The 25972-nt window shown below is 66.4% G+C and carries 28 protein-coding genes and 1 tRNA gene; 17 read left to right on the forward strand and 12 right to left on the reverse strand.

Going from position 1 to position 25972, the window contains the following annotated elements; translation table 11 throughout:
• Positions 1-185 precede the first annotated feature (185 nt).
• On the forward strand, positions 186-575 hold the full coding sequence (locus AC1RLU_RS16690) for a HesB/IscA family protein (protein WP_492796863.1): 390 nt from the start codon (positions 186-188) through the stop codon (positions 573-575).
• Positions 576-602: 27 nt separating this feature from the next.
• Here AC1RLU_RS16690 and AC1RLU_RS16695 read toward each other — a convergent pair whose 3' ends face one another.
• Together AC1RLU_RS16695 and AC1RLU_RS16700 are read right to left on the reverse strand one after the other, a co-directional pair.
• On the reverse strand, positions 603-1661 hold the full coding sequence (locus tag AC1RLU_RS16695; RefSeq protein WP_142115599.1) for a GGDEF domain-containing protein: 1059 nt from the start codon (positions 1659-1661) through the stop codon (positions 603-605).
• Between the two features lie 186 nt (positions 1662-1847).
• Positions 1848-3323 (reverse strand): DEAD/DEAH box helicase, encoded by a 1476-nt coding sequence (locus AC1RLU_RS16700; RefSeq protein WP_492796865.1) that lies wholly within the window; start codon positions 3321-3323, stop codon positions 1848-1850.
• A 162-nt stretch (positions 3324-3485) separates the two neighbouring features.
• On the opposite strand from AC1RLU_RS16700, the gene AC1RLU_RS16705 reads away from it, so the two are divergent.
• Entirely contained in the window at positions 3486-4181 is a 696-nt protein-coding gene (locus AC1RLU_RS16705; protein ID WP_492796867.1) for an alpha/beta fold hydrolase, read from the forward strand.
• Positions 4182-4240: 59 nt separating this feature from the next.
• Here the strand turns inward: AC1RLU_RS16705 and AC1RLU_RS16710 are convergent, their stop codons facing one another.
• From AC1RLU_RS16710 to parE, 3 genes are all read right to left on the reverse strand, one after another.
• The gene (locus AC1RLU_RS16710; RefSeq protein ID WP_492796869.1) at positions 4241-4492 is read right to left on the reverse strand and encodes a hypothetical protein; all 252 of its coding nucleotides are present in this window, start codon (positions 4490-4492) and stop codon (positions 4241-4243) included.
• Positions 4493-4593: 101 nt separating this feature from the next.
• Positions 4594-5535 (reverse strand): LysR family transcriptional regulator, encoded by a 942-nt coding sequence (locus AC1RLU_RS16715; protein ID WP_492796871.1) that lies wholly within the window; start codon positions 5533-5535, stop codon positions 4594-4596.
• Positions 5536-5691: 156 nt separating this feature from the next.
• Complete coding sequence (gene parE, locus AC1RLU_RS16720) at positions 5692-7773, reverse strand: DNA topoisomerase IV subunit B (RefSeq protein WP_492796971.1); 2082 nt, start codon at positions 7771-7773, stop codon at positions 5692-5694.
• A gap of 280 nt (positions 7774-8053) precedes the next feature.
• Here parE and AC1RLU_RS16725 point away from each other — a divergent pair, with 280 nt between their 5' ends.
• Together AC1RLU_RS16725 and AC1RLU_RS16730 are read left to right on the forward strand one after the other, a co-directional pair.
• Entirely contained in the window at positions 8054-8251 is a 198-nt protein-coding gene (locus tag AC1RLU_RS16725) for a hypothetical protein (protein ID WP_139163581.1), read from the forward strand.
• A gap of 165 nt (positions 8252-8416) precedes the next feature.
• Complete coding sequence (locus AC1RLU_RS16730) at positions 8417-9808, forward strand: hypothetical protein (protein WP_492796872.1); 1392 nt, start codon at positions 8417-8419, stop codon at positions 9806-9808.
• Between the two features lie 9 nt (positions 9809-9817).
• Here the strand turns inward: AC1RLU_RS16730 and AC1RLU_RS16735 are convergent, their stop codons facing one another.
• The 3 genes from AC1RLU_RS16735 to AC1RLU_RS16745 form a co-directional block, all read right to left on the reverse strand.
• Positions 9818-10921 (reverse strand): glycosyltransferase family 4 protein, encoded by a 1104-nt coding sequence (locus AC1RLU_RS16735; protein WP_492796874.1) that lies wholly within the window; start codon positions 10919-10921, stop codon positions 9818-9820.
• 172 nt (positions 10922-11093) lie between these two features.
• The gene (gene glnA, locus AC1RLU_RS16740; RefSeq protein WP_061967803.1) at positions 11094-12503 is read right to left on the reverse strand and encodes a type I glutamate--ammonia ligase; all 1410 of its coding nucleotides are present in this window, start codon (positions 12501-12503) and stop codon (positions 11094-11096) included.
• Between the two features lie 96 nt (positions 12504-12599).
• Positions 12600-12938, reverse strand: a complete 339-nt coding sequence (locus AC1RLU_RS16745; RefSeq protein ID WP_061967805.1) for a P-II family nitrogen regulator — start codon at positions 12936-12938, stop codon at positions 12600-12602.
• A 278-nt stretch (positions 12939-13216) separates the two neighbouring features.
• Between AC1RLU_RS16745 and AC1RLU_RS16750 the strand changes: the two genes are divergently transcribed.
• The gene (locus tag AC1RLU_RS16750; protein WP_492796876.1) at positions 13217-14746 is read left to right on the forward strand and encodes an NAD(P)H-hydrate dehydratase; all 1530 of its coding nucleotides are present in this window, start codon (positions 13217-13219) and stop codon (positions 14744-14746) included.
• A 79-nt stretch (positions 14747-14825) separates the two neighbouring features.
• Here AC1RLU_RS16750 and AC1RLU_RS16755 read toward each other — a convergent pair whose 3' ends face one another.
• Entirely contained in the window at positions 14826-15374 is a 549-nt protein-coding gene (locus AC1RLU_RS16755) for a PRC-barrel domain-containing protein (protein WP_061967806.1), read from the reverse strand.
• 272 nt (positions 15375-15646) lie between these two features.
• Between AC1RLU_RS16755 and AC1RLU_RS16760 the strand changes: the two genes are divergently transcribed.
• Entirely contained in the window at positions 15647-15850 is a 204-nt protein-coding gene (locus AC1RLU_RS16760) for a hypothetical protein (RefSeq protein WP_091859500.1), read from the forward strand.
• 20 nt (positions 15851-15870) lie between these two features.
• Here AC1RLU_RS16760 and AC1RLU_RS16765 read toward each other — a convergent pair whose 3' ends face one another.
• Positions 15871-16038, reverse strand: coding sequence for a hypothetical protein (locus AC1RLU_RS16765; RefSeq protein WP_156407096.1), 168 nt, complete (start codon positions 16036-16038; stop codon positions 15871-15873).
• A gap of 240 nt (positions 16039-16278) precedes the next feature.
• Here AC1RLU_RS16765 and AC1RLU_RS16770 point away from each other — a divergent pair, with 240 nt between their 5' ends.
• Positions 16279-16557: a hypothetical protein gene (locus tag AC1RLU_RS16770; protein WP_492796879.1), complete on the forward strand. Its 279-nt coding sequence runs from the start codon at positions 16279-16281 to the stop codon at positions 16555-16557.
• 54 nt (positions 16558-16611) lie between these two features.
• Here AC1RLU_RS16770 and AC1RLU_RS16775 read toward each other — a convergent pair.
• Positions 16612-16686 (reverse strand) — tRNA-Lys (locus AC1RLU_RS16775).
• Positions 16687-16859: 173 nt separating this feature from the next.
• On the opposite strand from AC1RLU_RS16775, the gene AC1RLU_RS16780 reads away from it, so the two are divergent.
• From AC1RLU_RS16780 to AC1RLU_RS16825, 10 genes are all read left to right on the forward strand, one after another.
• Positions 16860-17138: an FtsB family cell division protein gene (locus AC1RLU_RS16780; RefSeq protein ID WP_244492834.1), complete on the forward strand. Its 279-nt coding sequence runs from the start codon at positions 16860-16862 to the stop codon at positions 17136-17138.
• Positions 17139-17312: 174 nt separating this feature from the next.
• Positions 17313-18410, forward strand: a complete 1098-nt coding sequence (gene pdhA, locus AC1RLU_RS16785; RefSeq protein WP_061967814.1) for a pyruvate dehydrogenase (acetyl-transferring) E1 component subunit alpha — start codon at positions 17313-17315, stop codon at positions 18408-18410.
• A gap of 58 nt (positions 18411-18468) precedes the next feature.
• Positions 18469-19881 (forward strand): pyruvate dehydrogenase complex E1 component subunit beta, encoded by a 1413-nt coding sequence (locus AC1RLU_RS16790; protein ID WP_061967816.1) that lies wholly within the window; start codon positions 18469-18471, stop codon positions 19879-19881.
• Between the two features lie 7 nt (positions 19882-19888).
• Positions 19889-20137 (forward strand): hypothetical protein, encoded by a 249-nt coding sequence (locus AC1RLU_RS16795; RefSeq protein WP_492796882.1) that lies wholly within the window; start codon positions 19889-19891, stop codon positions 20135-20137.
• Between the two features lie 3 nt (positions 20138-20140).
• Positions 20141-21487, forward strand: coding sequence for a pyruvate dehydrogenase complex dihydrolipoamide acetyltransferase (locus tag AC1RLU_RS16800; RefSeq protein WP_492796883.1), 1347 nt, complete (start codon positions 20141-20143; stop codon positions 21485-21487).
• A 17-nt stretch (positions 21488-21504) separates the two neighbouring features.
• On the forward strand, positions 21505-22944 hold the full coding sequence (gene lpdA, locus AC1RLU_RS16805) for a dihydrolipoyl dehydrogenase (RefSeq protein ID WP_492796885.1): 1440 nt from the start codon (positions 21505-21507) through the stop codon (positions 22942-22944).
• A gap of 162 nt (positions 22945-23106) precedes the next feature.
• Positions 23107-23505 (forward strand): GlsB/YeaQ/YmgE family stress response membrane protein, encoded by a 399-nt coding sequence (locus tag AC1RLU_RS16810; protein WP_492796886.1) that lies wholly within the window; start codon positions 23107-23109, stop codon positions 23503-23505.
• Between the two features lie 81 nt (positions 23506-23586).
• Positions 23587-23865 carry a GlsB/YeaQ/YmgE family stress response membrane protein gene (locus tag AC1RLU_RS16815; protein WP_061967823.1) on the forward strand — a complete coding sequence of 93 codons (279 nt, stop codon included), beginning with the start codon at positions 23587-23589 and terminating at the stop codon, positions 23863-23865.
• Between the two features lie 101 nt (positions 23866-23966).
• Positions 23967-24980 carry a lipoyl synthase gene (gene lipA / locus AC1RLU_RS16820; protein WP_492796888.1) on the forward strand — a complete coding sequence of 338 codons (1014 nt, stop codon included), beginning with the start codon at positions 23967-23969 and terminating at the stop codon, positions 24978-24980.
• 15 nt (positions 24981-24995) lie between these two features.
• On the forward strand, positions 24996-25469 hold the full coding sequence (locus tag AC1RLU_RS16825; protein WP_492796889.1) for a type II toxin-antitoxin system RatA family toxin: 474 nt from the start codon (positions 24996-24998) through the stop codon (positions 25467-25469).
• 4 nt (positions 25470-25473) lie between these two features.
• Here AC1RLU_RS16825 and AC1RLU_RS16830 read toward each other — a convergent pair whose 3' ends face one another.
• Positions 25474-25971 carry a CinA family protein gene (locus AC1RLU_RS16830; RefSeq protein WP_061967828.1) on the reverse strand — a complete coding sequence of 166 codons (498 nt, stop codon included), beginning with the start codon at positions 25969-25971 and terminating at the stop codon, positions 25474-25476.
• Position 25972 lies beyond the last annotated feature (1 nt).

The raw sequence follows: 25972 nt of genomic DNA on the forward strand, positions 1-25972 counted from the left end.
GCCTCGGGGATCTTGAGCGCCAGAGTGCATGAGCGGGGCGGTTCCGCAATGCGTGGGGCGGGCAGGGGGCGGATACGAAGCGCATGACGCGCTGGCGGCATCTCGACGAAAGCCCTGCCGATCCCTATGTTACTGGGAACAATCTTGCTTCACCGGGCCTTGAACCCGGTCGAGGAGGGAAACAGATGTTTTCGATACCGGGCCTGAAGGTCATTTCGCTGACCGACGCCGCGGCCACCCGTATCCGCGAGATTATGGCGCAGTCTGCGGGCGGCGAGGCGCCGGCGCTCGGCCTCAGGGTCGGCGTCAAGAAGGGCGGCTGCGCCGGCATGGAGTACACCTTCGAGATCGCCCGTGCGACCAGCAAGGGCGATGAGATCGTGACCGACAAGGACGCGACGGTCGTCGTCGATGCCAAGGCCGTGCTGTTCCTGCTCGGCACCGAACTCGATTTCAAGACCGACCGGTTCTCGTCGACCTTCGTCTTCAACAACCCCAATCAGGTTTCGGCCTGCGGCTGTGGCGAATCGGTCGAGATCAAGCCGCGTAGCGAGAGCGCGCTGGCGGCGTCCTGAGTCCAAGCCCGCTGGAATCCGTCTTGTTCAGGCCACGCGGCTGGCCGTCTCCAGGGCATCCTCGGTGACGGTGCGGTTGCGGCCGTCGCGCTTGGCCTGCATCAGCGACTGGTCGGCCCGGTCGACCAGCGAGCCGGCGGTATCGCCGCGGCGATAGCTGGAGACGCCGAGCGAGATGGTGATGCGGCCGAGATTCTCGTTGGTCGAGCGCTTGATCAGTTCGCGGGTCAGCAGCGCCTGACGCACGGTCTCGGCGCCGAACTTGCCGGCGATCAGGTCGGCCTCGGGCAGGATGATGGCGAATTCCTCGCCGCCGAAGCGGGTGATGATCGCTTTGTCCTTGAACTTGTCCTTCATCGTGCGCGCGACGAGGCGCAGCACCTGGTCGCCCGTGAGATGGCCATGGGCGTCGTTGAAGCGCTTGAAGAAGTCGATATCGGCCATGACCAGCGCGAAGGGCTCGCGGCGCAGCGTCGCCTGATCGATCGACTTCTGCAGCATCTCCTCGAAATGGCGGCGATTGGCGAGGCCGGTCAGCGGATCGGTCAGGGCCTCGGCGCGGGTCGATTCCAGCGCCTCGCGCAGGTTGCGGATCTCGTTGGAACTGTTGCGTAATTCCGCTTCGAGCTGTGCCTTGCGCGAAACCTCCTCGCGGGTCGACATCACCAGCGCCTCGACCCATTCGCGCAGCTTGTGGCGATCCGTCGCCGGCGGCACATCCTCGGACATGGCGCAGAGGCGGCCGTGATAGAGCTCGCTGGAGCCGAGCGCCTTGTCGACCAGCCCCATCATCGCCTCGATCTCGCCGAGAACCTGCAGGCTGGTGCGCTCGGCCTGGCGCGAGAAGCGCTCGGTCGAGATGAAGCGTTCGTAGAGGCTGTCGATATCGGCCGCGGTGACCTGGCCGTCGCTGCCGGTGACGATGGCGCTCATCGCGATGCTGACGGCCGGCATCTCGCCGCTCAGATGGGCGTACCAGACCTCGAAGGCGCGGGGGTAGCTCGGCGAGCCGTGCTGCCGCATCGCCGCGACGACGCGCTCGGCGAGATCATCAGTGCGGGCGGGAACCGAAACCAGGTCGTCCATGCCATCGCCATTCCGGTATGAAGCCGGTTCGCGGCCTTCGGCCACGTCAGCTTCGATCAAAACAATCGAAGCGGGACATCCTGTCCGTATCTACGGCGGCATGCGCCCGTCCGCTGCGAAGGTCAGCCCGTCGCAGCGAAGGGCAATCTAGGTCGACATCGTTAAAAACCGGTTGATGCCGTAACGTTATCCGACACGCGCCGGGCGCAGCAGGAAGGCCGGGACATGATCACCCAGACCCTTCACCTGCGGGCCGTCATCGTCGTCGCGGCCATGCGAGCCGCGCCCGCGGCGGGGGGCATCCTGATTGCGCGCGGCAGGCGGAGGCGCTGCCGTCTCGGAATCCGGCCGGATCGGCACGCGGCGCGGCTTGCGCTGCGTATCGGCCACGGTCTCATCGGCATCCGGCCGCGCGGCGCCGGGATCGGCGCGTGCCCCGCGTTCGGGACGGCCACGGCCGCCGCGCGAGGAGGAGCGCTTGTCGTCCCGGCGGCCGCTACGACGTTCGTCGCGCGGTTCGCCCGGGGGCAGGGCGTCGAGGCCGGGGCCTTCGAAGGCGATCGCCTGACCGGTCAGCTTCTCGATCGCCGCGACGAGCTTGTCGTCATGGCGGGTGACGATGGTGAAGGAAGCGCCTTCGCGACCGGCACGACCGGTGCGGCCGATGCGGTGGACATAGTCCTCCGCGTGAGTCGGGACGTCGAAGTTGAAGACATGGCTGACGGCGGGGATATCGAGGCCGCGCGCCGCGACGTCCGAGGCGACGAGGATCGGATTTTCGCCGGTGCGGAAGGATTCGAGCGCCGCCATGCGGGCGTACTGATCCATGTCGCCGTGGAGCGCGACTGCCGGGAAACCATGGCGCTGCAGCGATTTGTGCAGCGTCGCGACATCGCGCTTGCGGTTGCAGAAAACGATCGCGTTCTGCAGGTCGGTCGCGCCCTTGATCAGCTTGCGCAACGTCTCGCGCTTCTCGAAATCCTGCGCATTGGAGGCGATCAGGCGCTGGGTGATCGTCGCTGCTGCCGTGGCGGGGCGGGAGACCTCGACGCGCACCGGGTTGTGCAGGAACTGCTCGGAGATGCGGGTGATCTCCGGCGGCATCGTTGCGGTAAAGAACAGCGTCTGCCGGGTGAAAGGCACGAGCTTGCAGACCCGCTCGATGTCCGGGATGAAGCCCATGTCGAGCATGCGGTCGGCCTCGTCGATGACGAGAAGCTCGACGCCGGTCAGCAGGAGCTTGCCGCGCTCGACATGGTCGAGCAGGCGGCCGGGCGTCGCGATCAGGACGTCAACGCCGCGGGTGATCTTGGCATCCTGGTCGCCGAAGGAAACGCCGCCGATCAAAAGCGCGACCGAGAGCTTCTGGTTGACGCCGTAGCGGGTGAAGTTCTCCTCCACCTGCGCCGCGAGCTCGCGTGTCGGCTCCAGGATCAGGGTGCGCGGCATCCGGGCCCGGGCACGGCCGGTTTCCAGGATGGTCAGCATCGGCAAGGTGAAGGCCGCGGTCTTGCCGGTGCCGGTCTGGGCAATGCCCAGAACGTCCTTGCGGGCGAGAACATGCGGAATGGCCTGGGCCTGGATGGGGGTCGGCGTGCTATAGCCTGCGGCGGTGACGGCCGTCAGAACCTTTTCACTCAAGCCGAGTTCGGCAAATGACATCGCGTATGGTGCTTCTTCTGGGTCGGTGAAACACGGCGGGATGACCTGCTCAACCACCGCGTTGGCGCGACGACAGTTCCTGCGCGCCTTCGGACCCGTGTGGAATGCAAAGAAAACGCGGCAAAGTCAATCATCTAGCCTTGAAAGGACTGCTTTAACCTCATGAAGGAGCCGCTCGTTCTCGTTCCCGGCCTGAGTTGCAATGCCGAACTTTATGCTCCGCAATGGCCTGCGCTCGCCGATGGGCGCCCGATCCTGGTCGCCGATCACGCCCGCGACGACACGCTATCAGCTATCGTGAAACGCCTGTTGGAAGCCGCGCCGCCGCGTTTCGCGCTCTGCGGCCTGTCGATGGGCGGCTATGTCGCGTTCGAAGTGCTCAGGCAGGCGCCGGAGCGCGTGACGCGGCTGGCCTTGCTCGATACCAGCGCCAAGCCGGCGACGCCCGAGACCAACCTGCCGCGTGAGCAGATGATCGCGCTGGCGGAGAAGGGGGCTTTCGACAACGTCACGACACTGCTTTGGCAGAAACTGGTCGCGCCGGCGCGCCTGACCGATGAGCCGCTGCGCCTGCTGGTGCGCGGGATGGCCGACGACGTCGGAGCCGAAGGTTTCGTGCGCCAGCAAAAGGCGATCATGAAGCGGCCGAACTCGCGGCCGATGCTGGCAGGTCTATCGATTCCGGTGCTGGTGCTGGTGGGCCAGGAGGATGAGATCACGCCCGTTGCCGAAGCGCAGGAAATGGCCGGCCTCGTCGGTGCTCGCGGAAGGCTGGCGATCGTGCCCGGCTGCGGTCACCTGTCGACGCTGGAAGCGCCCGAGGTTGTGACGGCGGAACTGTTGCGCTGGCTCGGCTGATACCTGTCATTCCGGGGCGCACCGCAGGCGCGAAGCCGGAATGACAAGGGTGATCCTGATCAGCGGGGCAGGGCGCAGGGGTCGAGCTTCGTGTCGCCCGCCGCCCGCGCGATCGAACCGGTGGTCATCGGGTCGCGCTTGGAGGCGGCGAGGCTGACCTGGGCCAGGCGGTCCTTGTCGAGCGAAGCGGTCTGGCTCGACAGGAAATTCGCGGCGATGACCGACAGGAAGGCGATGGCCGCGCCGGCCTTGGTGATATCGGCGGCGATGGTGCCGCGATTGTTCTTCCAGAACAGTTCGATCAGGCGCATGGCGCACTCTCCACGGCCCGTGACATCACGAGCTTTGCGGCAGCATGCGCCCTCAGCAGTAAAAGGATGGTTAGCCAAGTCTTGCCGGATTGCGGACGAATTTAGCGATCGCCTGCATTCTCGCCGGTTCTGCCGATGAGGCGGCCCTGCTGTTCCTTGAACAGCTTACGCAGGGCGCTCAGCACCGCGGCGACGCCCGGCCTGCGGCGCGAGACCTCATGCGAGACCAGGAAGATGTCGTCACCGGTCTGCTCGGGCGGCGGCTGGAGGCGGCGCAAGGTCGGATCGGCATCGCCCATGAAGCAGGGCGCCATCGACAGCGCCCCGGACGAGCGGACGCTTTCGTAGCGCGCGGCCGAATCGCCGACGCGCGCCGCGATCGGGCGGCCGGCGGCATAGGCCATGATGTGGTCGTCGATCCGCGAGGAGGTTTCGCGATTGACCGAGATGATCGGCGCGGTCGCGGGATCGATGTCGCGGCGAACATAGAGCGCCTGCATCAGCCGCCCGACCTTCTGGGCGTAATGGCCGGGTTCGCCCGGAACCCGGGTCATGCGGAGCGCGATATCGGCCTCGCCGCGCGCCAGGTCGAGCCGGTTGCGCGTGCTGATGATGACGATCTCGACCCCGCCCGCGGCTTGCGAGATCGCCGTCGCGTTCATGGTCAGGAGCAGGCTGATCGAGGTGGTGGCGGTGATGCGGACGGGCGCGTCGGCTTGCGGGCGAGCCGTGTCCGCGCGGATCGCGAAGCGCCTGGCGGCGGCTTCCACGAGGGCCGCCTCGGTTGCGAGCTCGATGCCGATCGCGGTCGGTACGAGCCGGTTGGCCTCGCGGGTGAAGAGCTGCAATCCGAGCCCGGTCTCGAAGGCCTTCAGCCGGCGCGCGACCGTTGCCTCACTCAGGCCTAGGCGCGCCGCTGCCACGGCCATCGACCCGCCGACGGCGATGGCGTTGAAGATCCGGATGTCGTCCCAGGATACCTGTCCGGCCGGGGATGCCAGATCGCCGTCGCGTCGAGATGGAGGGGAAGCAGGCTCGCCCATGCCGTCAGTGGCCAGTCCCAGGAGGTATGGTGTCGGCGATCATGGCGGTCCGGGAGGTGAGGAGGGTTCGACATGCGCGAACCCTGCCGGGAAATGTCTGCTCGGGCAGCCCGCCGGGCGTGAGCCCCAGCCCTGCAAGGATGCAGGGCTCGTAACTCACAGGTCGATCAGTTCGCCGGCAAAGGCGGCGCGTTCCTGGATGAAGACGAAGCGCGCTTCCGGCTTGTTGCCCATCAGGCGCTCGACCGTGTCGGAGGTCTCCTCCTTGGCCTCGTGATCGACCATGACCTTGAGCAGGATGCGCTTGCTCGGGTCCATCGTGGTCTCCTTGAGCTGGGCCGGCATCATTTCGCCAAGGCCCTTGAAGCGCGAGATCTCCGGCTTCTTGCCCTTGAACACCGTCTCGATCAGCTCGTCCTTATGGGCGTCGTTGCGGGCATAGACGCTCTTGCCGCCGTGCTGGAGCCGGTAGAGCGGCGGCACGGCGAGATAGAGATGGCCCTTCTCGATCAGGCGCGGCATCTGGCGCCAGAAGAAGGTGACGAGCAGCGAAGCGATATGGGCGCCGTCGACATCGGCGTCGGTCATGACGATGACCTTCTCGTAGCGCAGGTCATCCTCGCGGAACTGGGTGCCGATGCCGCAGCCGAGCGCCAGGATCAGGTCGGCGAGCTGCTGGTTGGCATTGAGCTTCTCGCGCGTGGCATTGGCGACGTTGAGGATCTTGCCGCGCAGGGGCAGGATCGCCTGGTTCGAGCGATTGCGCGCCTGCTTGGCCGAGCCGCCGGCCGAGTCGCCCTCGACGATGAAGAGCTCGGAGCCAGCCGCGCCGGCATTCGAGCAATCGGCGAGCTTGCCGGGCAGGCGGAGCTTGCGCGTCGCGGTTTTGCGCGAGACTTCCTTTTCGAGGCGCCGGCGCAGGCGCTCCTCGGCCCGGTCGACCGACCAGTCGAGCAGGCGCAGCGCCTGCTGGGGCGCGGCGGCGAGCCAATGGTCGAAGGCGTCGCGGATCGCGTTCTCGACGATGCGGTGGGCTTCCTGCGTCGCGAGCTTGTCCTTGGTCTGGCCCTGGAATTCCGGCTCGCGGATGAAGACCGAGAGCATGGCGGCGCAGGTCGCCATCACGTCGTCGGAGGTGACCTGCGCCATGCGCTTGGACTGACCGATGCGCTCGGCATGGTCGCGCAGGCCGCGCAGCAGGGCGATGCGCAGGCCCTGCTCATGCGTGCCGCCTTCGGGCGTCGGGATCGTGTTGCAATAGGACGACGAGAAGCCGTCCTCGCCGGTCGCGAGCCAGGCCACTGCCCATTCGAGCGAGCCGTGGCTGCCTTCCCGGGTGATCTTGCCGGAGAAGATCGGCTCGGCGACGAGGTCCTTGCCCTCGATCTCGCGGCCGAGATAGTCGCGCAAGCCCCCGGGGAAGCGGAACACCGCTTCGGCGGCGACGTCGCCCTCGGGCTTCAGCAGCGACGCTGCGCAGGTCCAGCGGATTTCGACGCCGCCGAAGAGATAGGCCTTGGAGCGTGCCATCCTGAACAGGCGGGCCGGCGAGAAGGCCGCGCCCTCGCCGAAGATCTGCGCGTCGGGGTGGAAGCGCACGCGGGTGCCGCGCCGGTTGGCGACGGCGCCGACGGTTTCCAGCGGCCCCTGCGCCAGGCCGCGCGAGAAGATCTGGCGATAGAGCGTCTTGCCGCGCGCGACCTCGACCTCCAGCCGGTCCGACAGGGCGTTGACCACGGAAACGCCGACGCCATGCAGGCCGCCCGAGGTCTCGTAAGCCTTGGAATCGAACTTTCCGCCGGCATGCAGCGTTGTCATGATGACTTCGAGCGCCGACTTGCCCGGAAATTTCGGATGGGGGTCGACCGGGATGCCGCGGCCATTGTCGGTGACGGCGATCGAGCCGTCCTCGAACAATTCGACATCGATGAAGGTGGCGTGGCCGGCCACCGCCTCGTCCATGGCGTTGTCGATCACCTCGGCGAAGAGATGATGCAGGGCGCGTTCGTCGGTGCCGCCGATATACATGCCCGGCCGGCGGCGCACCGGCTCCAGCCCTTCGAGGACCTCGATGGCGGAGGCGTCGTAGCCGGTCTCCGAAAGGGTGCCGTTGCGGGCAGGGGATGTGGGCGGCTGCGGCGCCTTGGGGGCAGCGGCGGGCGAGCGGGCTTCCGGCCTCGGGCTCGCCGCGTCGGGCCGCTCCGGCTCCGCACCGAAAAGATCGCCGTTATCCGCCATTGCCACCAAATGCTTCCTGATTCGCGCCTTCGAACTCTAGCGCATTGCGGCCCGTCATGCCCTGTCAGGGGCAGCTTATAGACGCCTCATCCCCGGATCGAAACCGCCTCGTCTCCGGCGATCGCATGCCTGTCACATCCCTGTCGCCGGCTTGGGCAAGAGCGGGGCGGAACCGAGCCGTTCAGGCCACGTTAACCATCCGTGCCGAGGATGGTCAGCACGTTCAGGCCTATGCGGATTTCCGCAATGCGCTATGATCGGTCTACAGGGGGAGAAGGCCGTGGCGTCGCGTCAGTCAGTGCCGGTTGCGGGTATCGCGGGTTTGCAGCGTGCTGCACGCCTCGCCGGCGAATCCTTCGGTCATGAAGATGTCATCGGCACGCCCCTGGCGGCGAGCGATCCGCATGCCTCGCGCTGGGTCTGGTGGCTTGCGGCGATCGCCGCTTCGGCCGGGCTTGCGGTTTTGCATTTCTCCTGAAAGCCGCCCCTCGGCCGCGCGGAAATATCAACCTTTATGCCCTAGGCCTGTGGCCGGAGGGCAATGGGATGTTTCGCGTCATCGTCACGGATTGCGGATTGGCCGATAGCGACGCGCTGCCATCTGCCGCGCCTGTTTGCGCGGCCTGAGCGGAGCGTCGCGCCGGTGGGCCAGATCGCCGCTCTTGGAGCCTATGTCTATCAGGCCGTGCTGGCGCTCGTGCTGCTGCTCCTGGTCTCGCGCATCCTGCCGGCGCGGGATTTCACGCATTATTCGCTCTTCGTCACGATCAGCCAGTTCGCCAGCATTGCCGTCTTCGAGTGGATCCGGTTCTCCTGCAGCCGGTTCTATCCCGGTGCCGACGAGACGGCGCAGCGCTCGGTCATCGCGTATGCTTTCGCCGTTTGCGCTGCTCTTTGCCTGCTCGCGGGAGCAGGCGTTCTCGCGTCGGGCGCGGTTGCGCCGGGCATCGCCGTCGGTGGAGCCGTTTTTGCGGTGTTCCAGGGCGGCTCGGAGCTGCACCTGACGCTGCTGCGCTTCCGGCAGGATTTTCGGCTGTTCTCGATCCTGCAGGCTGCCCGGGCGTCACTCCTGGCGATCGGCACGATCGGCGGAGCCATGCTTGCCCCGACGCTTTCGGGCGCGGTGGCCGGCATGCTGGCCGGAAGCCTCGCCTATGTCGTGCTGGCGCGGCTTGCCGGGGGCCCGCTGGCGCGAGGGCTCCATCGGCCGCAGCGTCATCTGCTGAAGAAATACCTGGCCTATGGCGGCGTTTCGGCCGGAGCCTCCGTGGCCAGCCTTCTGGCGCCGCTCGGGCTCAAGGCGCTGATTACGGCGGTGATCGGCAGTCAGGGCGCGGCCGGCGCGCTGCTGGCGCTCGACCTGCTGCAGCGGCCCTTCATTCTGGTCGTCTCGGCGCTCCATGCGATCCGCTATCCCGAACTGGTCGCGAGCTATGACCGCGAGCCGGGTTCGCTGGCCTTCCGGGAGCGCCTCGGCGGCTACTACGCACAGCTTGCGAACTGCTCGCTGGTGACGGCGGCAGTGATCCTGTGCCTGCTGGCGCCGGCCGCGACCTGGCTGGTCAAGGCCGAACTGCGCGAGACCTTCCTGCTTGCCGCGCCGGCCGTGATGATCCTGGCGCTGCTGCGGGCCTGGGTCCAGAACCTGCTGCCGACGCCTGCGCATCTGACGCAGCGTCTCAGGCCTATCATCGGGCTTGCCGTGACCGACGCCATCCTGCTCAACCTGAGTTCCTTCGCCGGCTGGGCCTTGTCCGGCGGCTCGCTGACCGGGTTGCTTTACAGCGGTGCCGCGGGGGCGGCCGTGGCCATGATCGTGGGGACACCGCTGTTCCTGTCGATGCCGTTCCGCTGGCCCGGGCTCACGCTGGGCAGCGCGCTCGCCGCGTTCGCCATCGCCGGGATCGCCAATGCCGGCACGCCGCAGACATCGCTGCCGGTGTCGTTGGCCGTCATGCTGCTGTGCATTCCGCCGACGGTCGCGACCGTCGCCGCGCTGCTCCGGCGCCCGGGTGCTTCACCGGATATCTCGTGACGCGCGTGGTCAGCGCCGCGGCGCGGCCATGTCCGACAGAGTCGACAGCAGGGTCTCTGCGCTCTTGTCCCAGGAGAAGCGCGCGAGGTTGGCATGGCCCTTTTCGACCAGCCCGGACATATTGCCGCCGGCATCCATGACCTGGCGCATCGCGTCTTCGAGGCTGGCGCGATCGCGCGGGTCGAAATAGAGCGCCGCCTCGCCGCAGGCTTCGCGGACCGCCGGAATATCCGCAGCCAGGACCGGGCAGCCCTGCGTCATCGCTTCGAGCGGCGGGATGCCGAAACCCTCGTAGAGGCTGGGGAAGACGAAGGCGCGGGCCCGGCGTTCGAGCGCGACGATCTCGGCATCGGTCAGCCGCCCGGTGAAGATCAGGTTGTCGGCGCTCGCAGGCGCATCGGCCTTGAAGACGCCGCTCCGGTCGAGAGCGCCCGCGATGACGAGCTTCCAGCCGCGATCACCGAGAGCATCGAAGGCGCGGATGGCGAAATCGATGTTCTTGTTGGGCTTCAGGGTGCCGAGCATGAAGAAGAAGTTCGTGCCCTCGAGGCCGAGGCGCGGCAGGACGGTTTCGTCCGGAACCAGCCCGGAGAAATGGTCGGTGGCGTTGTAGATCACCGGAATGTTGTCCGGGCGGACATGAAAGATCGTGCCGAGCTCGCCGCGCGAGAACCGGGAGACCGTCGCGATGCGCGCCGTTCGCGTCAGCCCGAAGCCGAGGGCCTTGTGGGTGACGCGGTACGCCCTGCTGAAGGCTTCCGGGTGACGGAAGATGGTGACGTCGTGGATGACGACGAGCTGCCGGCGGTGGAGCAGGGGGCCGCTGCCGCCGAAGCCGACGAGGATGTCGCCCGCCGCCCGGCGCGCGAGCGCGGTCTGCTCCCAGAGGTGGCCTGAGAACGGCCCGAAGCGTTCGAGCGCGATATGCTGGAATTCATCGGTCTGGGGGACGTCTTCCGGCGCGAGGAGGCGCCAGCGCGCATCCCTGAGCGTTTCGGGAAGCGCGCCTGCGCCGATCCGCCGGTCGAGCGCCCTGGTCAGTTCGAACGCAAAGCGCTGCACGCCGGTCAGCGGCTGGCCGAGAAAGCGCCCGTTGATCGAGATCGTCTGCAAGCCTGAGCACCGCCATCCAGCAATTCTCCGCCGAACCTGCCCGATCACGCGTGAAGGCGAGGTTACCCGGCTTCGCGACGCCCGCGCCCAACGAAAAGGCCGAGGCGTTGCCGCCCCGGCCTTCCATGTCCTGCGGTCTCGGCCGGTGCCTGCGCAGCCGGCCGAAAATCCCTCAGTACGAGTAGTACATCGCGAACTCGACCGGGTGCGGCGTCATCTCGAAGCGCGCCACATCCTGCATCTTGAGCTCGATATAGCTCTCGATGAAGTCGTCGGTGAAGACGCCGCCGGCCTTGAGGAAGGCGTTGTCCTTCTTCAGCGATTCCAGCGCTTCGCGCAGCGAGCCGCAGACGGTCGGGATCTTCTTCAGCTCGCGCGGCGGCAGGTCGTAGAGGTCCTTGTCCATCGCCGGGCCGGGATCGATCTTGTTCACGATGCCGTCGAGGCCGGCCATCATCAGGGCCGAGAAGGCGAGATAGGGGTTCGCCATCGGATCGGGGAAGCGGACCTCGACGCGCTTGGCCTTCGGCGAGGTCGTCCACGGAATACGGCAGGAGGCCGAGCGGTTGCGCGCCGAATAGGCGAGCAGCACCGGGGCCTCATAGCCCGGGACGAGGCGCTTGTAGGAGTTGGTCGAGGGGTTGGTGAAGGCGTTCAGCGCCTTGGCATGCTTGATGATGCCGCCGATGTACCAGAGGCACTCCTGCGACAGGTCGGCATATTTGTTGCCGGCGAAGAGCGGCTTGCCGTTCTTCCAGATCGACTGGTGGACATGCATGCCCGAGCCGTTGTCGCCATAGACCGGCTTCGGCATGAAGGTCGCGGTCTTGCCATAGCTCTGGGCGACGTTGTGGATGCAGTACTTGTAGGTCTGCAGCTGGTCGGCGGTCTTCACCAGCGTGTCGAACTTCATGCCGAGCTCATGCTGGGCCGAGGCGACCTCGTGGTGGTGCTTCTCGACGGCGACGCCCATCGAGGCCATGGCCGCGAGCATCTCGCCGCGCATGTCCTGCGCCATGTCCTGCGGCGGGACCGGGAAGTAGCCGCCCTTGGTGGCGATGCGGTGGCCGAGATTGCCACCTTCGTAATCGGTCATGCCGTTGGTCGGCAGCTCGGCGGCGTCGAGCTTGAAGCCCGTGTTGTACGGGTCGGCGGCGATCTTGACGTCGTCGAAGATGAAGAACTCGGCCTCGGGGCCGACATAGACGGTGTCGCCGATGCCGGTCGACTTGAGATAAGCCTCGGCCTTCTTGGCGATACCGCGCGGATCGCGGCTATAGGGTTCGCCGGTGGCGGGCTCGAGCACGTCGCAGTTGATGACCATGGTCGGAGCCGCGAAGAACGGATCCATCACGGCCGTGGTCGGATCCGGCATCAGCAGCATGTCGGACTCGTTGATCGCCTTCCAGCCGGCGATCGAGGAGCCGTCGAACATCGTGCCCTCGGCGAAGATGTCCTCGTCGATGATGCTGACGTCGAAGGTCCAGTGCTGCCACTTGCCGCGTGGATCGGTGAAGCGGAAGTCGACGTATTTGACGTCGTTGTCCTTGATCGCCTTGAGGACATCCTTGGCGCTTTTCATTTCAGCAATTCCTCTTGCCAGCCATGTTCACATTCACGCTGCCGCAACCGGCTCCATCCGGCCTGCGGCTCGTTATCCGATGATGGGGAGACGATCTCAGATCGCGTCCGCGCCGGTCTCGCCGGTGCGGATGCGGATCACCCCCTCGATGCTCGATACAAAAATCTTGCCATCTCCGATCCGGCCGGTCTGGGCGGCCTTCGTGATCGCCTCGATGGCGCGATCCAGCATCTCGTCGGCGAGAACGATCTCGATCTTCACCTTCGGCAGGAAGTCGACGACGTACTCGGCGCCACGATAGAGTTCGGTATGGCCCTTCTGGCGGCCGAAGCCCTTGGCTTCCAGGACCGTGATGCCCTGCAGCCCGACCTCCTGGAGCGCCTCCTTCACTTCGTCCAGCTTGAAGGGCTTGATGATCGCTTCGATCTTTTTCATGCGCCGACCGGCCTCCCTTGCGTCTCGAGATCCGGCCGAGCCGGACTGTAGCTGGCGGAGCCTTCCGGCGCGGGAACGAACCCCGCAGCCCTGAACGCCTGCAGCCTTGCTTCTGCTCATAGCATTGGCGCCGACGCCCCGCCATGCGGCAGCGCCCGCCAACGCGCCCGGCGAAAAGGCAATAAACAGCATAAAAAATGGGCAAGTGCATATCGGTTGATCATAAGCGGCATTCCGCCGCAGCTTGCGGCCTGCCGGACGGCGCCTGAAGATGCGGCATGGACGACAGACGCGCCGACATGAAGGACAGGGCGGAGCTCGCCTTGCTGACCACGCAGCAGATGGCAGCCGCCGATCGCGTGGCCATCGCGGCGGGCACGCCCGGCATCGCGCTCATGGAGCGGGCGGGCAGTGCGGTGGCGGAGGCTGCTCTCAGGCGGGCAGGGGCGGGAGGAGCCGTCACGCTGTTCTGCGGGCCGGGCAACAATGGCGGCGACGGCTTCGTCGCGGCGCGGCTTCTGCGCGAAGGCGGGCTCAGGGTTCGCGTGGTGCTGCCGGGTTCCGCGGATGGTTTCAGCGGCGATGCCGCGATCGCGCTGGAGCGCTGGGCCGGACCGATCGAGCCGCTGAACGCGCTTGCCGACAGGCAGGGCGATGTCTTCGTCGATGCGCTGTTCGGGGCCGGGCTGACGCGCCCGCTGGCCGGGGCATTTGCCGAAGCGGTGGCATGTCTCAACGGCGCGGGACGCCCCGTCATCGCCGTCGACATGCCGAGCGGCGTATCGGGGGATACCGGCCGGGTGGACGGCATTGCCGTCAAGGCGAGCGAAACCATCACCTTCTTCCGGCTGAAGCCAGGCCATCTGCTACAGCCGGGGCGGTCGCTCTGCGGCCCCGTGACGGTCGCCGATATCGGCATTCCGGCTCAGCCTGCGCTCGAAGCGGTCGGGGTCATGGCCTTCCGCAACGATCCCTTGCTTTGGCGCCATGCCTGGCCGGAACACCAGGCCGATACACACAAGTTCCGGCGCGGTGCGGTCGCTGTCCTGGCCGGCGGGGTTGCCGGTGTCGGGGCGCCGAGGCTGAGCGCGCGTGCGGCGCTGCGGGTCGGTGCCGGGCTCGCGACCCTGCTCTGCGAGCCTGAGGCCTTGCCGGTTCATGCGGCGCGCGGGCCGGACGCCTTGATGCAGCGGACCGTCGCCGATCGTGGAGCACTGGAGGCCTTCCTCCGGGATCGCCGGGTTTCCGCTGTCCTGGCCGGTCCGGCGTTGGGGCTCGACCGGCGCGCGGGCGATCTGCTGCGGGCCGTGATTGCGGACGACAGGCCGGCGGTGCTCGATGCCGATGCCCTGACCGCGCTTGCGGGACTCCCCGATGGTGGCGCCCGCCTTCTGGGCGCGCGCAGCGGCGGGACCGTGCTGACGCCGCATGAGGGCGAGTTCCAGCGCCTGTTCGGCAAAGAGCCCGCCATTGCCGCCGAGCCCTCGAAGCTCGAACGGGCGCGGAAGGCCGCGGCGCTGTCCGGAGCTGTCATCGTCTACAAGGGAGCCGATACGGTCGTCGCCGCGCCGGATGGACGCGGCGCGATCAATGTCACGGGATCGGCGGCGCTGGCGACAGCGGGGTCAGGCGATGTGCTGGCCGGGCTGGTCGCCGGCCTGCTGGCGCAGGGCATGCCCGCCTTCGAAGCCGGTTGCGCTGCCGCCTGGCTCCATGGTCTTGCCGGGGAGAAGCTTGGAATGGGGCTGATCGCGGACGATCTGCCAGAGGCCATACCGCCGCTGCTGCGAGACATCGCCACGGCCTGATGCAGGCAGGACAAGGCCCGCCCCGCTTTCGTGAGGCGGGCCTTTCGAGCTATCCGGCCCGGTTCAGGCCGTTGCTCCGTCAGGTGCCGGAATAGGTCACGCTCGGAGCCGCCTTGAGCTGGTCCTTGGTCATCGTGATCTTGCCGTGATCCGGATACATCGCCGGCGCCTTCGGGGCTGCCGCGGCCGGCGGAGAGGCCATGCCGCCGCCCGTGCTGCCGGCGCTGCCGGACGGAGCGGGTGCAGGGGCTGCCGCGGCCATCGGCTGGTCGCTCCAGGTCACCTGGTCGAAGGGAACCGCGACATCCTTCGATCCGATACCGAGGAAGCCGCCGACGCCGATCGTGACCATCTCGATCTTGCCGGTCTTGTCGACGATAACCTCGGTGACGTCACCCACCTTCTTGTCGTCAGGGCCGTACACGTCGACGCCGATCAGCTTGCTCGTGCGCCACTTGCCCTGGCCGGCGAGATTGGTCGGGGCCGGTGTGCTAGCACTCGTCTGCGCGGCCGTCGGCGCGGCGGGCGCTGAGGACGGCGGCGTCGGCGCGCTGGTTTGGGCCATGGCAGCTGTAGCGAGCATCGCGACACCAACTGTCGACAGCATGAAATGATGATGCCTGATCATATCTTCCTCCAAAATGCTTCCGCCAGTAGAGCGGCTCATATTGAGAACAATCGAGCAGCGGTTTTGTTCGGATCGGCGGCGAAGGAATTTAAGGCCTCGGCCGAATGAGCCCGCACAGAAAGTCACGCAGGTGCATCGAACTGCCGATCCGGCGGCATTTGCTTGATTGTACCGGGCGATTGCTTGCCGGACGAAGCCGTGATCCAATGCCGCATTGTTGGAAACGCCGCAGCCGCGACGCTGTTCCAACCTCGGCCGCGCGAGGTGTTCCGATGCCGACACTCCCTGTCACGCTTTCCGTCGACGAGCGCACGCTCGCGGCGCTCGATCGACATGTCGAGCTTCACCGGCAAGGCCGCTCGCGTGCCGATGTGATCGCGGAAATCCTTGTCGCCTGGGCGGCCAGCCCGGAGCGCTCGACGCCGCCGGACGAGGGCCTGCGCCCGGAGGAACTCAATGCGAGCAACGATTCCTGATATTGAGGAATGTGTGCCCGTCAGTCGTCGGCGTCGTCACGGCGGAGTTCGAAGGCCAGCATGGCCTCCGCGAGGGCGTGCAGCTCCCGCTCCTTTTCCGCGCCGTCAGGCATCGCGTTCAGCTCTTCCACCCGCTGCTGGGCACGGTCGTAGTCTTCTTCGGTGTGGATCACGATGGGCAGCTTCACGGGCGTATTCTCCTGGGCAGCGAAGCGGGGGCGATGCCACGCTTCCATGACGATCGAACGTCTGCCGATGCCGATCCGAACGCGGGCCGGTCAAGCCGGTTCCGCTCGTTGCAGCCGCATGGCCGCCGCTCATCGGCAGCGGGTCATGTCCGGATGCCTTTCCGCTTAAGCCTTCGGCAAGGCCGTAGCCGGCATCATGAGCGTTCCCGAGTTCGATGCAAGGCGCCGGAAGGGCAGGCGATGCGTAGTTTTCTGATTCCGGCCGCCCTGTCGGCGGTGATGCTCGCGGCGATCTGCGGGCCGGCATCCGCATTCTGGCAGCGCTCGCAGGTCTCGGCCTGCTCGGATGCCACGACCGATGCGGAGCGCGAGCGCCTGCGCTGCTGGGAGCTCAACGCCTATGCCGATCCGGGTTGGCCGGCGCTCGGGGCGGGCGGCGGCGCCTATCTGCTGCCGGGGCCGGCGAGCCGGCCGGCGCGCCCATACAAGGGTGGCGGCGTAACCCGGCGGCTTGGCTGAAAGATGTGAATCTGCGGGGGGCGGCGCTGTACGGCCGCAGCAGCTATTCGGCCGTGGTGAGCGGGGTGGGGATCGAACCCACGACCACATGATTAAAAGTCACGTGCTCTACCACTGAGCTACCCGCCCTCACCGGCGCGGTGAATACGGAGCCGATTGGCGCCGGTCAACTCGTTCCGTGCAGATCGCACGATTTTGCGGTGGGGTTCGTCCGCTTCCGGATGCCCGCGTTAACCCGGCGGAAACCAAGCCGGCCTAGCGTTCCAGCCATGGTTATTCGCCGCGGACTCCGGTCTATCTTCGTGACATTGGCCCTCTACCTGGTCTCGGGGGCGGCCGTGGCCTATTTCATGTTCCACGCCCAGCACGGCGCACGCGGCCTTGAGGCGCGCGGCGCGATCCGGGAGTCGCTGCGCGACATGGAGGGGGAGCTTGCCACCCTCACGGCCGAGCGCAAATCCTGGGAGCAGAGGCTCGCTCTGGTGCGCAACGAGGCCGTCGATCGCGATCTCCTGGAAGAGAATGCCCGCGAGATCCTCGGCCGGACCCATAAGAACGACGTCGTCATCATGGGCCGCTGAGGCAAAATACCTCCGCCGCTTAGTCGCAGACGTATCGATTAACTCAATTCCAGTTAAAACGTATCAACCCATTTTTTTCAATGGGTTAGATCATGTTGCATTGCGAGATAGCGTCCTCGCCAAGGTTTTTCCGATCCTCTACAACAATAGTCGGATGACCTTGGAGGACCGCCTATGGCTGTTGCTGCGCGTAAGTCGAAAGCTCCCGCTCAACCCAAAGCCGCTGCAAAGCCGGCAAAGGCCCGTGCGGGCAAGGAAAGCGCCGGCAAGGTCGGGGGAAGCCTCAGCAACACACCGACCTTCACCAAGGAAGAAGATCTCCACGCCTATCGCGAGATGCTGCTGATCCGGCGCTTCGAGGAGAAGGCCGGTCAGATGTACGGCATGGGCCTGATCGGCGGCTTCTGCCACCTCTATATCGGCCAGGAAGCCGTCGTCATCGGCATGCAGATGGCCTCCAAGGATGGCGACCAGGTCATCACCGGCTATCGCGACCACGGCCATATGCTGGCCTGCGGCATGGAATCGCGCGGCGTGATGGCGGAGCTGACCGGCCGGCGCGGCGGCTATTCGCGCGGCAAGGGCGGCTCGATGCACATGTTCAGCCGCGAGAAGAATTTCTATGGCGGCCATGGCATCGTCGGCGGGCAGGTATCGCTCGGGACGGGGCTTGCCTTCGCCGACTGGTATCGCGGCGACAACACGGTCTCGATGACCTATTTCGGCGACGGCGCGGCCAACCAGGGCCAGGTCTACGAGAGCTTCAACATGGCCGAACTCTGGAAGCTGCCGGTCGTGTTCGTGATCGAGAACAACCGCTATGCCATGGGCACCTCGGTCAATCGTGCCTCGGCCCAGACCGATTTCTCCCGCCGCGGCCTCTCTTTCAACATTCCCGGCGAGCAGGTCGACGGCATGGACGTCCGTGCCGTCCGCGAGGCCGGCCAGCGCGCCATCGAGCACGCCCGCTCCGGCAAGGGGCCGTATATCCTTGAGATGCAGACCTATCGCTATCGCGGGCATTCGATGTCCGACCCGGCGAAGTACCGCTCCAAGGACGAGGTCCAGCGCATGCGCGAGGAGCACGATCCGATCGAGCAGGTCCGCGCGCGCCTGATCCGCGACTTCAAGATCGCCGAGGACGAACTCAAGGCGATCGACGCCAAGGTGCGCGAGATCGTCAACGACGCCGCCGAGTTCGCGACCCACGATCCCGAGCCGGATCCGTCGGAGCTCTACACCGACATCCTGCTGGAAGCCCCGCGGGGCTGATCGCCCCGCGCTACCGGCCTTCATCCTTTTCCCCGCGTCTTAGAATCCGGGTGCGTTCATGCCGATCGACATTCTCATGCCTGCCCTTTCCCCCACCATGGAGGAAGGAAAACTGGCCAAGTGGCTGAAGAAAGAGGGCGATCAGGTCAAGTCCGGCGACATCATCGCCGAGATCGAGACCGACAAGGCGACCATGGAGGTCGAAGCCGTCGACGAGGGCGTGCTCGCCAAGATCCTCGTCGCGGATGGCACCGAGAACGTCGCCGTGAACACGCCGATCGGCGTCATCGCCGCCGAGGGCGAGGATGTTGCGGCTGCGGCCAGCGGTGGTGGCAAGGCTGCTGCGCCTGAAGCCAAGGCCGAGCCGAAAGCCGAAGCCAAGCCGGCGGAGGCCAAGAGCGAGGACGTGCCCGCCGCCAGCAAGCCGGACACCGTCCCGGCTCAGGCGAAGGCTTACGATTCCTCCTCGGAATTCCCGGCCGGCGCCGAGCTCGTCAGCACCACGGTCCGCGAAGCGCTGCGCGACGCGATGGCCGAGGAGATGCGCCGCGACAAGGACGTCTTCGTCATGGGCGAGGAGGTCGCCGAGTACCAGGGCGCCTACAAGGTCACGCAAGGGTTGCTGCAGGAATTCGGCGCCAAGCGCGTGATCGACACGCCGATCACCGAGCACGGCTTCGCCGGCATCGGCGTCGGCGCGGCGCTCTCCGGCCTGAAGCCGATCGTCGAGTTCATGACCTTCAACTTCGCCATGCAGGCGATCGACCACCTCATCAACTCAGCCGCCAAGACGCTCTACATGTCCGGCGGCCAGATGGGCTGCCCGATCGTGTTCCGCGGCCCGAACGGCGCGGCTGCCCGCGTCGGCGCCCAGCACAGCCATGACTATGCGGCATGGTACTCGAACGTGCCGGGCCTCAAGGTGGTGATGCCCTACAGCGCTTCTGACGCGAAGGGCCTGCTGAAGAGCGCGATCCGCGATCCGAACCCGGTGATCTTCCTCGAAAACGAGATCATGTACGGCAAGTCCTTCGACGTGCCGAAGGGCGACGATTTCCTGATCCCGATCGGCAAGGCGAAGGTGGTGCGTCCCGGCACGGACGTGACGATCGTCTCCTTCGGCATCGGCATGACCTATGCGCTCGGCGCCGCCGAGGCGCTGGCCAAGGAGGGCATCGAGGCCGAGGTCATCGACCTCCGCACGATCCGCCCGATGGATATCGAGACCGTTATCGCCTCGGTGCAGAAGACCAATCGCTGCGTCGCGGTCGAGGAGGGCTTCCCGCAGTCCGGCGTCACCGCCGAGATCGGCATGAAGATCATGGAGGCGGCCTTCGACTATCTCGACGCTCCCGTCGCCCGCGTCACCGGCAAGGATGTGCCGATGCCCTATGCGGCCAATCTCGAGAAGCTCGCGCTTCCGAACATCGGCGAGGTCGTCGCGGCGGCCAAGGCCGTCTGCTATCGGTGAGCCTGCAATGATGAATCGCGATCAGCTTAAAAAAGCTGTTGCGACTGCGATCGATGCGCACGGCGGTGAGGCGACGATCGTCGAAGTTGCTCAGCATATTTGGAAGACCCACGAGACAGATCTCCGAGCCTCCGGCGATCTATTTTATACATGGCAGTATGAAATGCGCTGGGCTGCTCAAAAGCTTCGGGACGACAGCAAATTGGAGCTAGGTCGCCGGGGTCCAAAGAAAACTTGGCGGAAAATTGGAGCCTGACCGATGCCGACCAACATCCTGATGCCCGCGCTCTCTCCGACGATGGAGAAGGGCAATCTCGCCAAATGGCTGAAGAAGGAAGGCGACACGATCAAGTCCGGCGACATCATCGCCGAGATCGAGACGGACAAGGCCACGATGGAGGTCGAGGCGGTCGACGAGGGCGTGCTCGCCAAGATCGTGGTGCCGGAAGGCACGGCCGATGTCGCGGTCAACGAGGTGATCGGCGTGATCGCCGGCGAGGGCGAGGACGCCAAGAGCGTGTCGGCTCCCGCCAAGGGCGACGCGCCGAAGGCGGAAGCTCCCAAGGCCGAACCTGCGAAGGCTGAAGCCGCCCCGGCGGCGGCTGCGCCCGCCAAGGCTGCCGAAGCTCCTGCCACATCCGCCCCGGCGAAGTCCGATGGCAGCCGTGCCTTCGCTTCGCCGCTCGCGCGCCGCATTGCCAAGGATGCCGGGCTCGACCTCAATGCGATCAAGGGCTCCGGCCCGCATGGCCGCATCGTCGAGAAGGATGTCGAGGCTGCCAAGGCCGGCGGTGGTGCCAAGGCTGCTCCGGCTGCCGCTGCTGCACCGTCTGCGCCGAAGCCTGCGGCTGCGCCGCTCGCGAGCGGTCCCTCCGACGAACAGGTCAAGAAGCTGTTCGAGCCGGGCTCCTATGAGGAGGTCCCGCATGACGGCATGCGCAAGACGATTGCGCGCCGCCTGACCGAGGCCAAGCAGACGGTTCCGCATTTCTACGTCACCGTGGATTGCGAGCTCGATGCGCTGCTCAAACTGCGCGGAGAGCTCAACGCCGCGGCGCCCGAGAAGGACGGCAAGCCGGCCTACAAGCTCTCGGTCAACGACATGGTGATCAAGGCGCTCGCGCTGGCGCTCAGGGCCGTGCCGGACGCCAACGTCTCCTGGACCGACAACACCATGCTCAAGCACAAGCATGCCGATGTCGGCGTCGCCGTGTCGATCCCGGGCGGCCTGATCACGCCGATCATCCGTGATGCCTGCCACAAGACGCTGTCGCAGATCTCCAACGAGATGAAGGACATGGCGGCCCGCGCCAAGGCCCGCAAGCTGAAGCCCGAGGAATATCAGGGCGGCACGACGGCGGTTTCCAATCTCGGCATGTTCGGGGTCAAGGACTTCGCGGCGATCGTCAATCCGCCGCATGCCACGATCCTGGCTGTCGGCGCCGGCGAGCAGCGCGTCATCGTCAAGGGCGGCCAGCCAGCCGTCGCGACGGTGATGTCGGTGACGCTCTCGACCGATCACCGCGCCGTCGACGGCGCGCTCGGTGCCGAGCTTCTCGCGGCGTTCAAGGGCTATATCGAAAAGCCCATGGCGATGCTGGTCTGAGCGGCGGGAGAGATACCATGGCTGACTACGACATCATCGTCATCGGCTCCGGCCCCGGCGGCTATATCGCTGCGATTCGGGCGGCGCAGCTCGGCTTCAAGACCGCGATCGTCGAGCGCGAGCATCTCGCCGGCATCTGCTCGAACTGGGGCTGCATCCCGACCAAGGCGCTGCTGCGCTCGGCCGAGATCCTGCATTACGGCCAGCACGCCAAGGATTACGGCCTGACGCTGGAAGGCTCGTTCAAGGCGGATCTGGAGGCGATCGTGAAGCGCTCGCGCGGCATCGCCACGCGGATGAACAACGGCGTCCAGTTCCTGATGAAGAAGAACAAGGTCGACGTGATCTGGGGCGAGGCCAAGCTGACCAAGCCCGGCACGATCGCCGTCGCGCCGACCAAGAAGCCGGCCATGCAGCCGCAGACGCCGCCGCCGAAGAACGCCAAGGGCGAGGGCACCTATACCGCCGACCATATCATCGTTGCGACCGGCGCCCGGCCGCGCTCGCTGCCCGGTCTCGAGCCGGACGGCAAGCTGATCTGGACCTATTTCGAGTCGATGGTTCCGGCGAAGATGCCGAAATCGCTGCTCGTGATGGGCTCCGGCGCCATCGGCATCGAATTCGCCTCGTTCTACCGGACGATGGGCGTCGAGGTCACGGTGGTCGAGGTGCTGCCGCAGGTCGTGCCGGTCGAGGATGCCGAGATCGGAGCCTTCGCGCGAAAAGCCTTCGAGAAGCAGGGCATGAAGATCCTGACCGGCGCCAAGGTGACGAAGGTCGAGAAGGGGGCCGACTCTGTCACCGCCCATATCGAGGACGAGAAGGGCGGCAAGCAGACGATCACGGCGGACCGGATGATCTCGGCCGTCGGCGTCGTCGGCAATATCGAGAACCTCGGTCTCGAAGCGCTCGGCGTGAAGACGGATCGCGGCTGCATCGTCATCGACGATCTCTGCCGCACCAACGTTAAGGGCGTCTATGCGATTGGCGACGTCGCCGGCCCGCCGATGCTGGCGCACAAGGCCGAGCACGAGGCGGTGATCTGCGTCGAGGCGATCAAGGGCCTGCATCCGCACCCGATGGACAAGCTGATGATCCCGGGCTGCACCTATTGCCACCCGCAGATCGCCAGCGTCGGCCTGACCGAGGCGAAGGCCAAGGCCGCCGGCCACGAGATCAAGGTCGGCCGCTTCAACTTCGTCGCCAACGGCAAGGCCGTGGCGCTCGGCGAGGACAGCGGGCTGGCCAAGACGATCTTCGACGCCAAGACCGGCAAGCTGCTCGGCGCCCATCTCGTCGGCCCGGAAGTGACCGAGCTGATCCAGGGCTTCGTCGTCGCCATGAACCTGGAGACGACCGAGGAAGAGCTGATGCACACCATCTTCCCGCACCCGACCCTGTCGGAGGTGATGAAGGAGAGCGTGCTCGACGCTTACGGCAAGGTGCTGAACGCCTGAGGTTTCCTCTTCGGGCGCCAGCTTGAAGCTACACGACTGTCATTCCGGGGCGCGCCGCAGGCGCGAACCCGGAACCCACGACCGGGTCGGACATCGTGTGCCTCGTTGCAGCCGGCTCACCCAGTCGTGGGTTCCGGGTTCCTCGCTGCGCGAGGCCCCGGAATGACAAGAGTTGGTGCGCCGACGCTTGGCGGCAGCCCGCCTGCGCTCCATATTGCGCCGATGCCGCCACGTACCCGCAAATCGCCCAAGCCCGATCGCGTCGTCCGCGACGAGGAGGTCGAGATCCTGCCGCCGCGCCGGACGCTGCCGCTCGACTGGAGCGTCATCGTGCCGACCGTCGCCTTCGGCACCGTCACGGGCTTCGCCGCGAGCCTGATCGTCGGTGGCGGCGGCGTGATCCGCCATGCGGTCGTCGGCGTGCTCGGCATGCTGGTCGGGCAGGGCATCGTGCGCCTGACCGGCTGGCGCCTGAATACCGGCTATGGCTTCCTCGACGATGCCGGCATGGCGGTCATCGGCGCCATCCTGATTATCCTGCTGGCGCGTTTCATCGCCTGAGATACCATCACCCGTGGAACCGGCGGCAGCCGACGCCGTTGGGTACGCGCGCATTCGCGCATGGCTAGGGGAATATCCGCGATGGAAAGCTTTGCCGCCACCATGGCCCAGCCGGGCTATGGCTTCTTCATGACGCTGCTGATCGGCCTGCTTGCCGGCTGGATCGCCGAGCGCCTGACCTCGTCCGATCACGGCCTCTTCACCAATATGCTTGTCGGCGTCGCCGGCTCCTTCGTCGGCGCCAAGGTCGCGGAGCTCCTGGAGATTCCGGTCTTCGGCTTCTGGCGGACACTGGTCGCGGCGGTGGCCGGCGCGATCATCGTCATCGTGATCTGGAACGCGGCCCGCGGTCGCAGGTGAAGCTCTGTTGCCGGGGCCGGCAGTTGCGGCAGAGCGCTTTGGGGATTAGCTAGAGGGTGCCGGCTTTGGCCGGCTCCTGCTGTTGAAGCCCGGACCCTGTTATGGCGCTTGTTCTCGACCTGCTGAACCGCGATCCGCGGCCCAATGCCGGCAATCCGAAGGCGCAAGCCGCGGAAGTGCGCCATCCCGAGAAGCAGAAGCGGCCGGAGAACCCGGTCCTGCGCAAGCCGGACTGGATCCGCGTCAAGGCGCCGGGCTCGCCGAAATGGGCCGAGACGCAGAAGATCGTGAAGGCCGAGAAACTGGTCACGGTCTGCGAGGAGGCCGGCTGCCCGAATATCGGCGAGTGCTGGGAAAAGAAGCACGCCACCTTCATGATCATGGGCGACACCTGCACGCGGGCCTGCGCCTTCTGCAACGTGAAGACCGGCGTGCCGCAGCCGCTCGATGCCGAAGAGCCGCGCAAGGTGGCCGATGCCGTCGCCAAGCTCGGGCTGGAGCATGTCGTCATCACCTCGGTCGACCGCGACGACCTCAAGGACGGCGGCGCGGAGCATTTCGCCCAGGTGATCAGGGCGATCCGCAGCGCTTCTCCCGGCACGACCATCGAGATCCTGACGCCGGACTTCCTGCGCAAGCCCGGCGCGCTCGAAGTCGTCGTGGCGGCCAAGCCCGACGTCTTCAACCACAATCTCGAAACCGTCCCCGGCAAGTACCTGACCGTGCGGCCGGGCGCCCGCTATTTCCATTCGCTCAGGCTGCTGCAGCGGGTGAAGGAGCTCGACCCGACGATCTTCACCAAATCCGGCATCATGGTCGGCCTCGGCGAGGAGCGGAACGAGGTGCTCCAGCTCATGGACGATCTGCGCTCGGCCGAGGTCGATTTCATGACCATCGGCCAGTATCTCGCGCCCTCGCGCAAGCATCATGCGGTGATCCGCTTCGTCACCCCCGACGAGTTCAAGAGCTTCGAGACCATCGCCTATGCCAAGGGCTTCCTGATGGTGTCCTCGACGCCGCTGACCCGTTCCTCGCATCACGCGGGCGAGGATTTCGCCAAGCTGCGTGCAGCGCGCGATGCCCAGATCGGTATCGGCCACAACAGCCGCGGCTGAGAAGGCGCGCCCTCGATGCCGATGTTCAACAGCACCCGCCGGGTGAGGCACTCGCCCGAGCAGATGTTCGCGCTCGTCGCCGATGTCGAGAATTATCCGCAGTTCCTGCCGCTCTGCGAGGGGCTGACGGTGCGCCGGCGCACACCCCGCGAAGGCGGCGGCGAGGTGCTGCTGGCCGATATGAGCGTCGGCTACAAGGCGATCCGCGAGACCTTCACCAGCCGCGTCACGCTCGATCCGGAAAATCTCAAGATCCTCGTCGAATATGTCGACGGACCGTTCCGCTATCTGGAGAACCGCTGGACCTTCAAGCCGCATGAGGCTGGCTGCGAAGTCGGGTTCTTCATCTCCTACGAGTTCGCCAGCCGGATGCTGGGCCTGCTGATGGGCGCGATGTTCGACAAGGCCTTCCGCAAGTTTGCCGAAGCCTTCGAGAAGCGCGCCGATCTGGTCTATGGCCGCGGTACGGCGCCCGTGCTGGGCGCCTGAGCGGTCACGGCCCGGTCAGCACCGTCTCGCGCAGCAGGTCGAGTGCTTCCAACACGCTGAGCCGACGGATTTCGTCACGTGACTGCTCGCCGAAGCGCCGCTCGCGATGGCGCGTCCCGGAGGGGCCGGCGCAGGCGAAATGGACCAGCCCGACCGGCTTCTCGGCGCTGCCGCCACCGGGGCCGGCGACGCCGGTGATCGAGACCGCGAAGGTGGCGTCGAGGCGCGTGCGCCCGCCCTCCGCCATGGCGCGCGCCACCGGCTCGCTCACGGCGCCGTGCTGCTCGATCAGGAGGATCGGCACGCCCGCGAGCGCGGCCTTGGCCTCGTTGGCATAGGTGATCAGGCCACCCTGGACCATCGAGGACGAGCCGGCGATGGCGGTCAGCGCACCGCAGACGAGACCGCCGGTGCAGGATTCGACCGTGGCGACGGTGAAGCCACGCTCCATGCTCATGTTCAGCAGTTCGGCCGCGAGCGAGCGGATATCGAGATCGAACATG

Source organism: Allobosea sp. GW822-FHT05A11 (genome assembly GCF_058800455.1).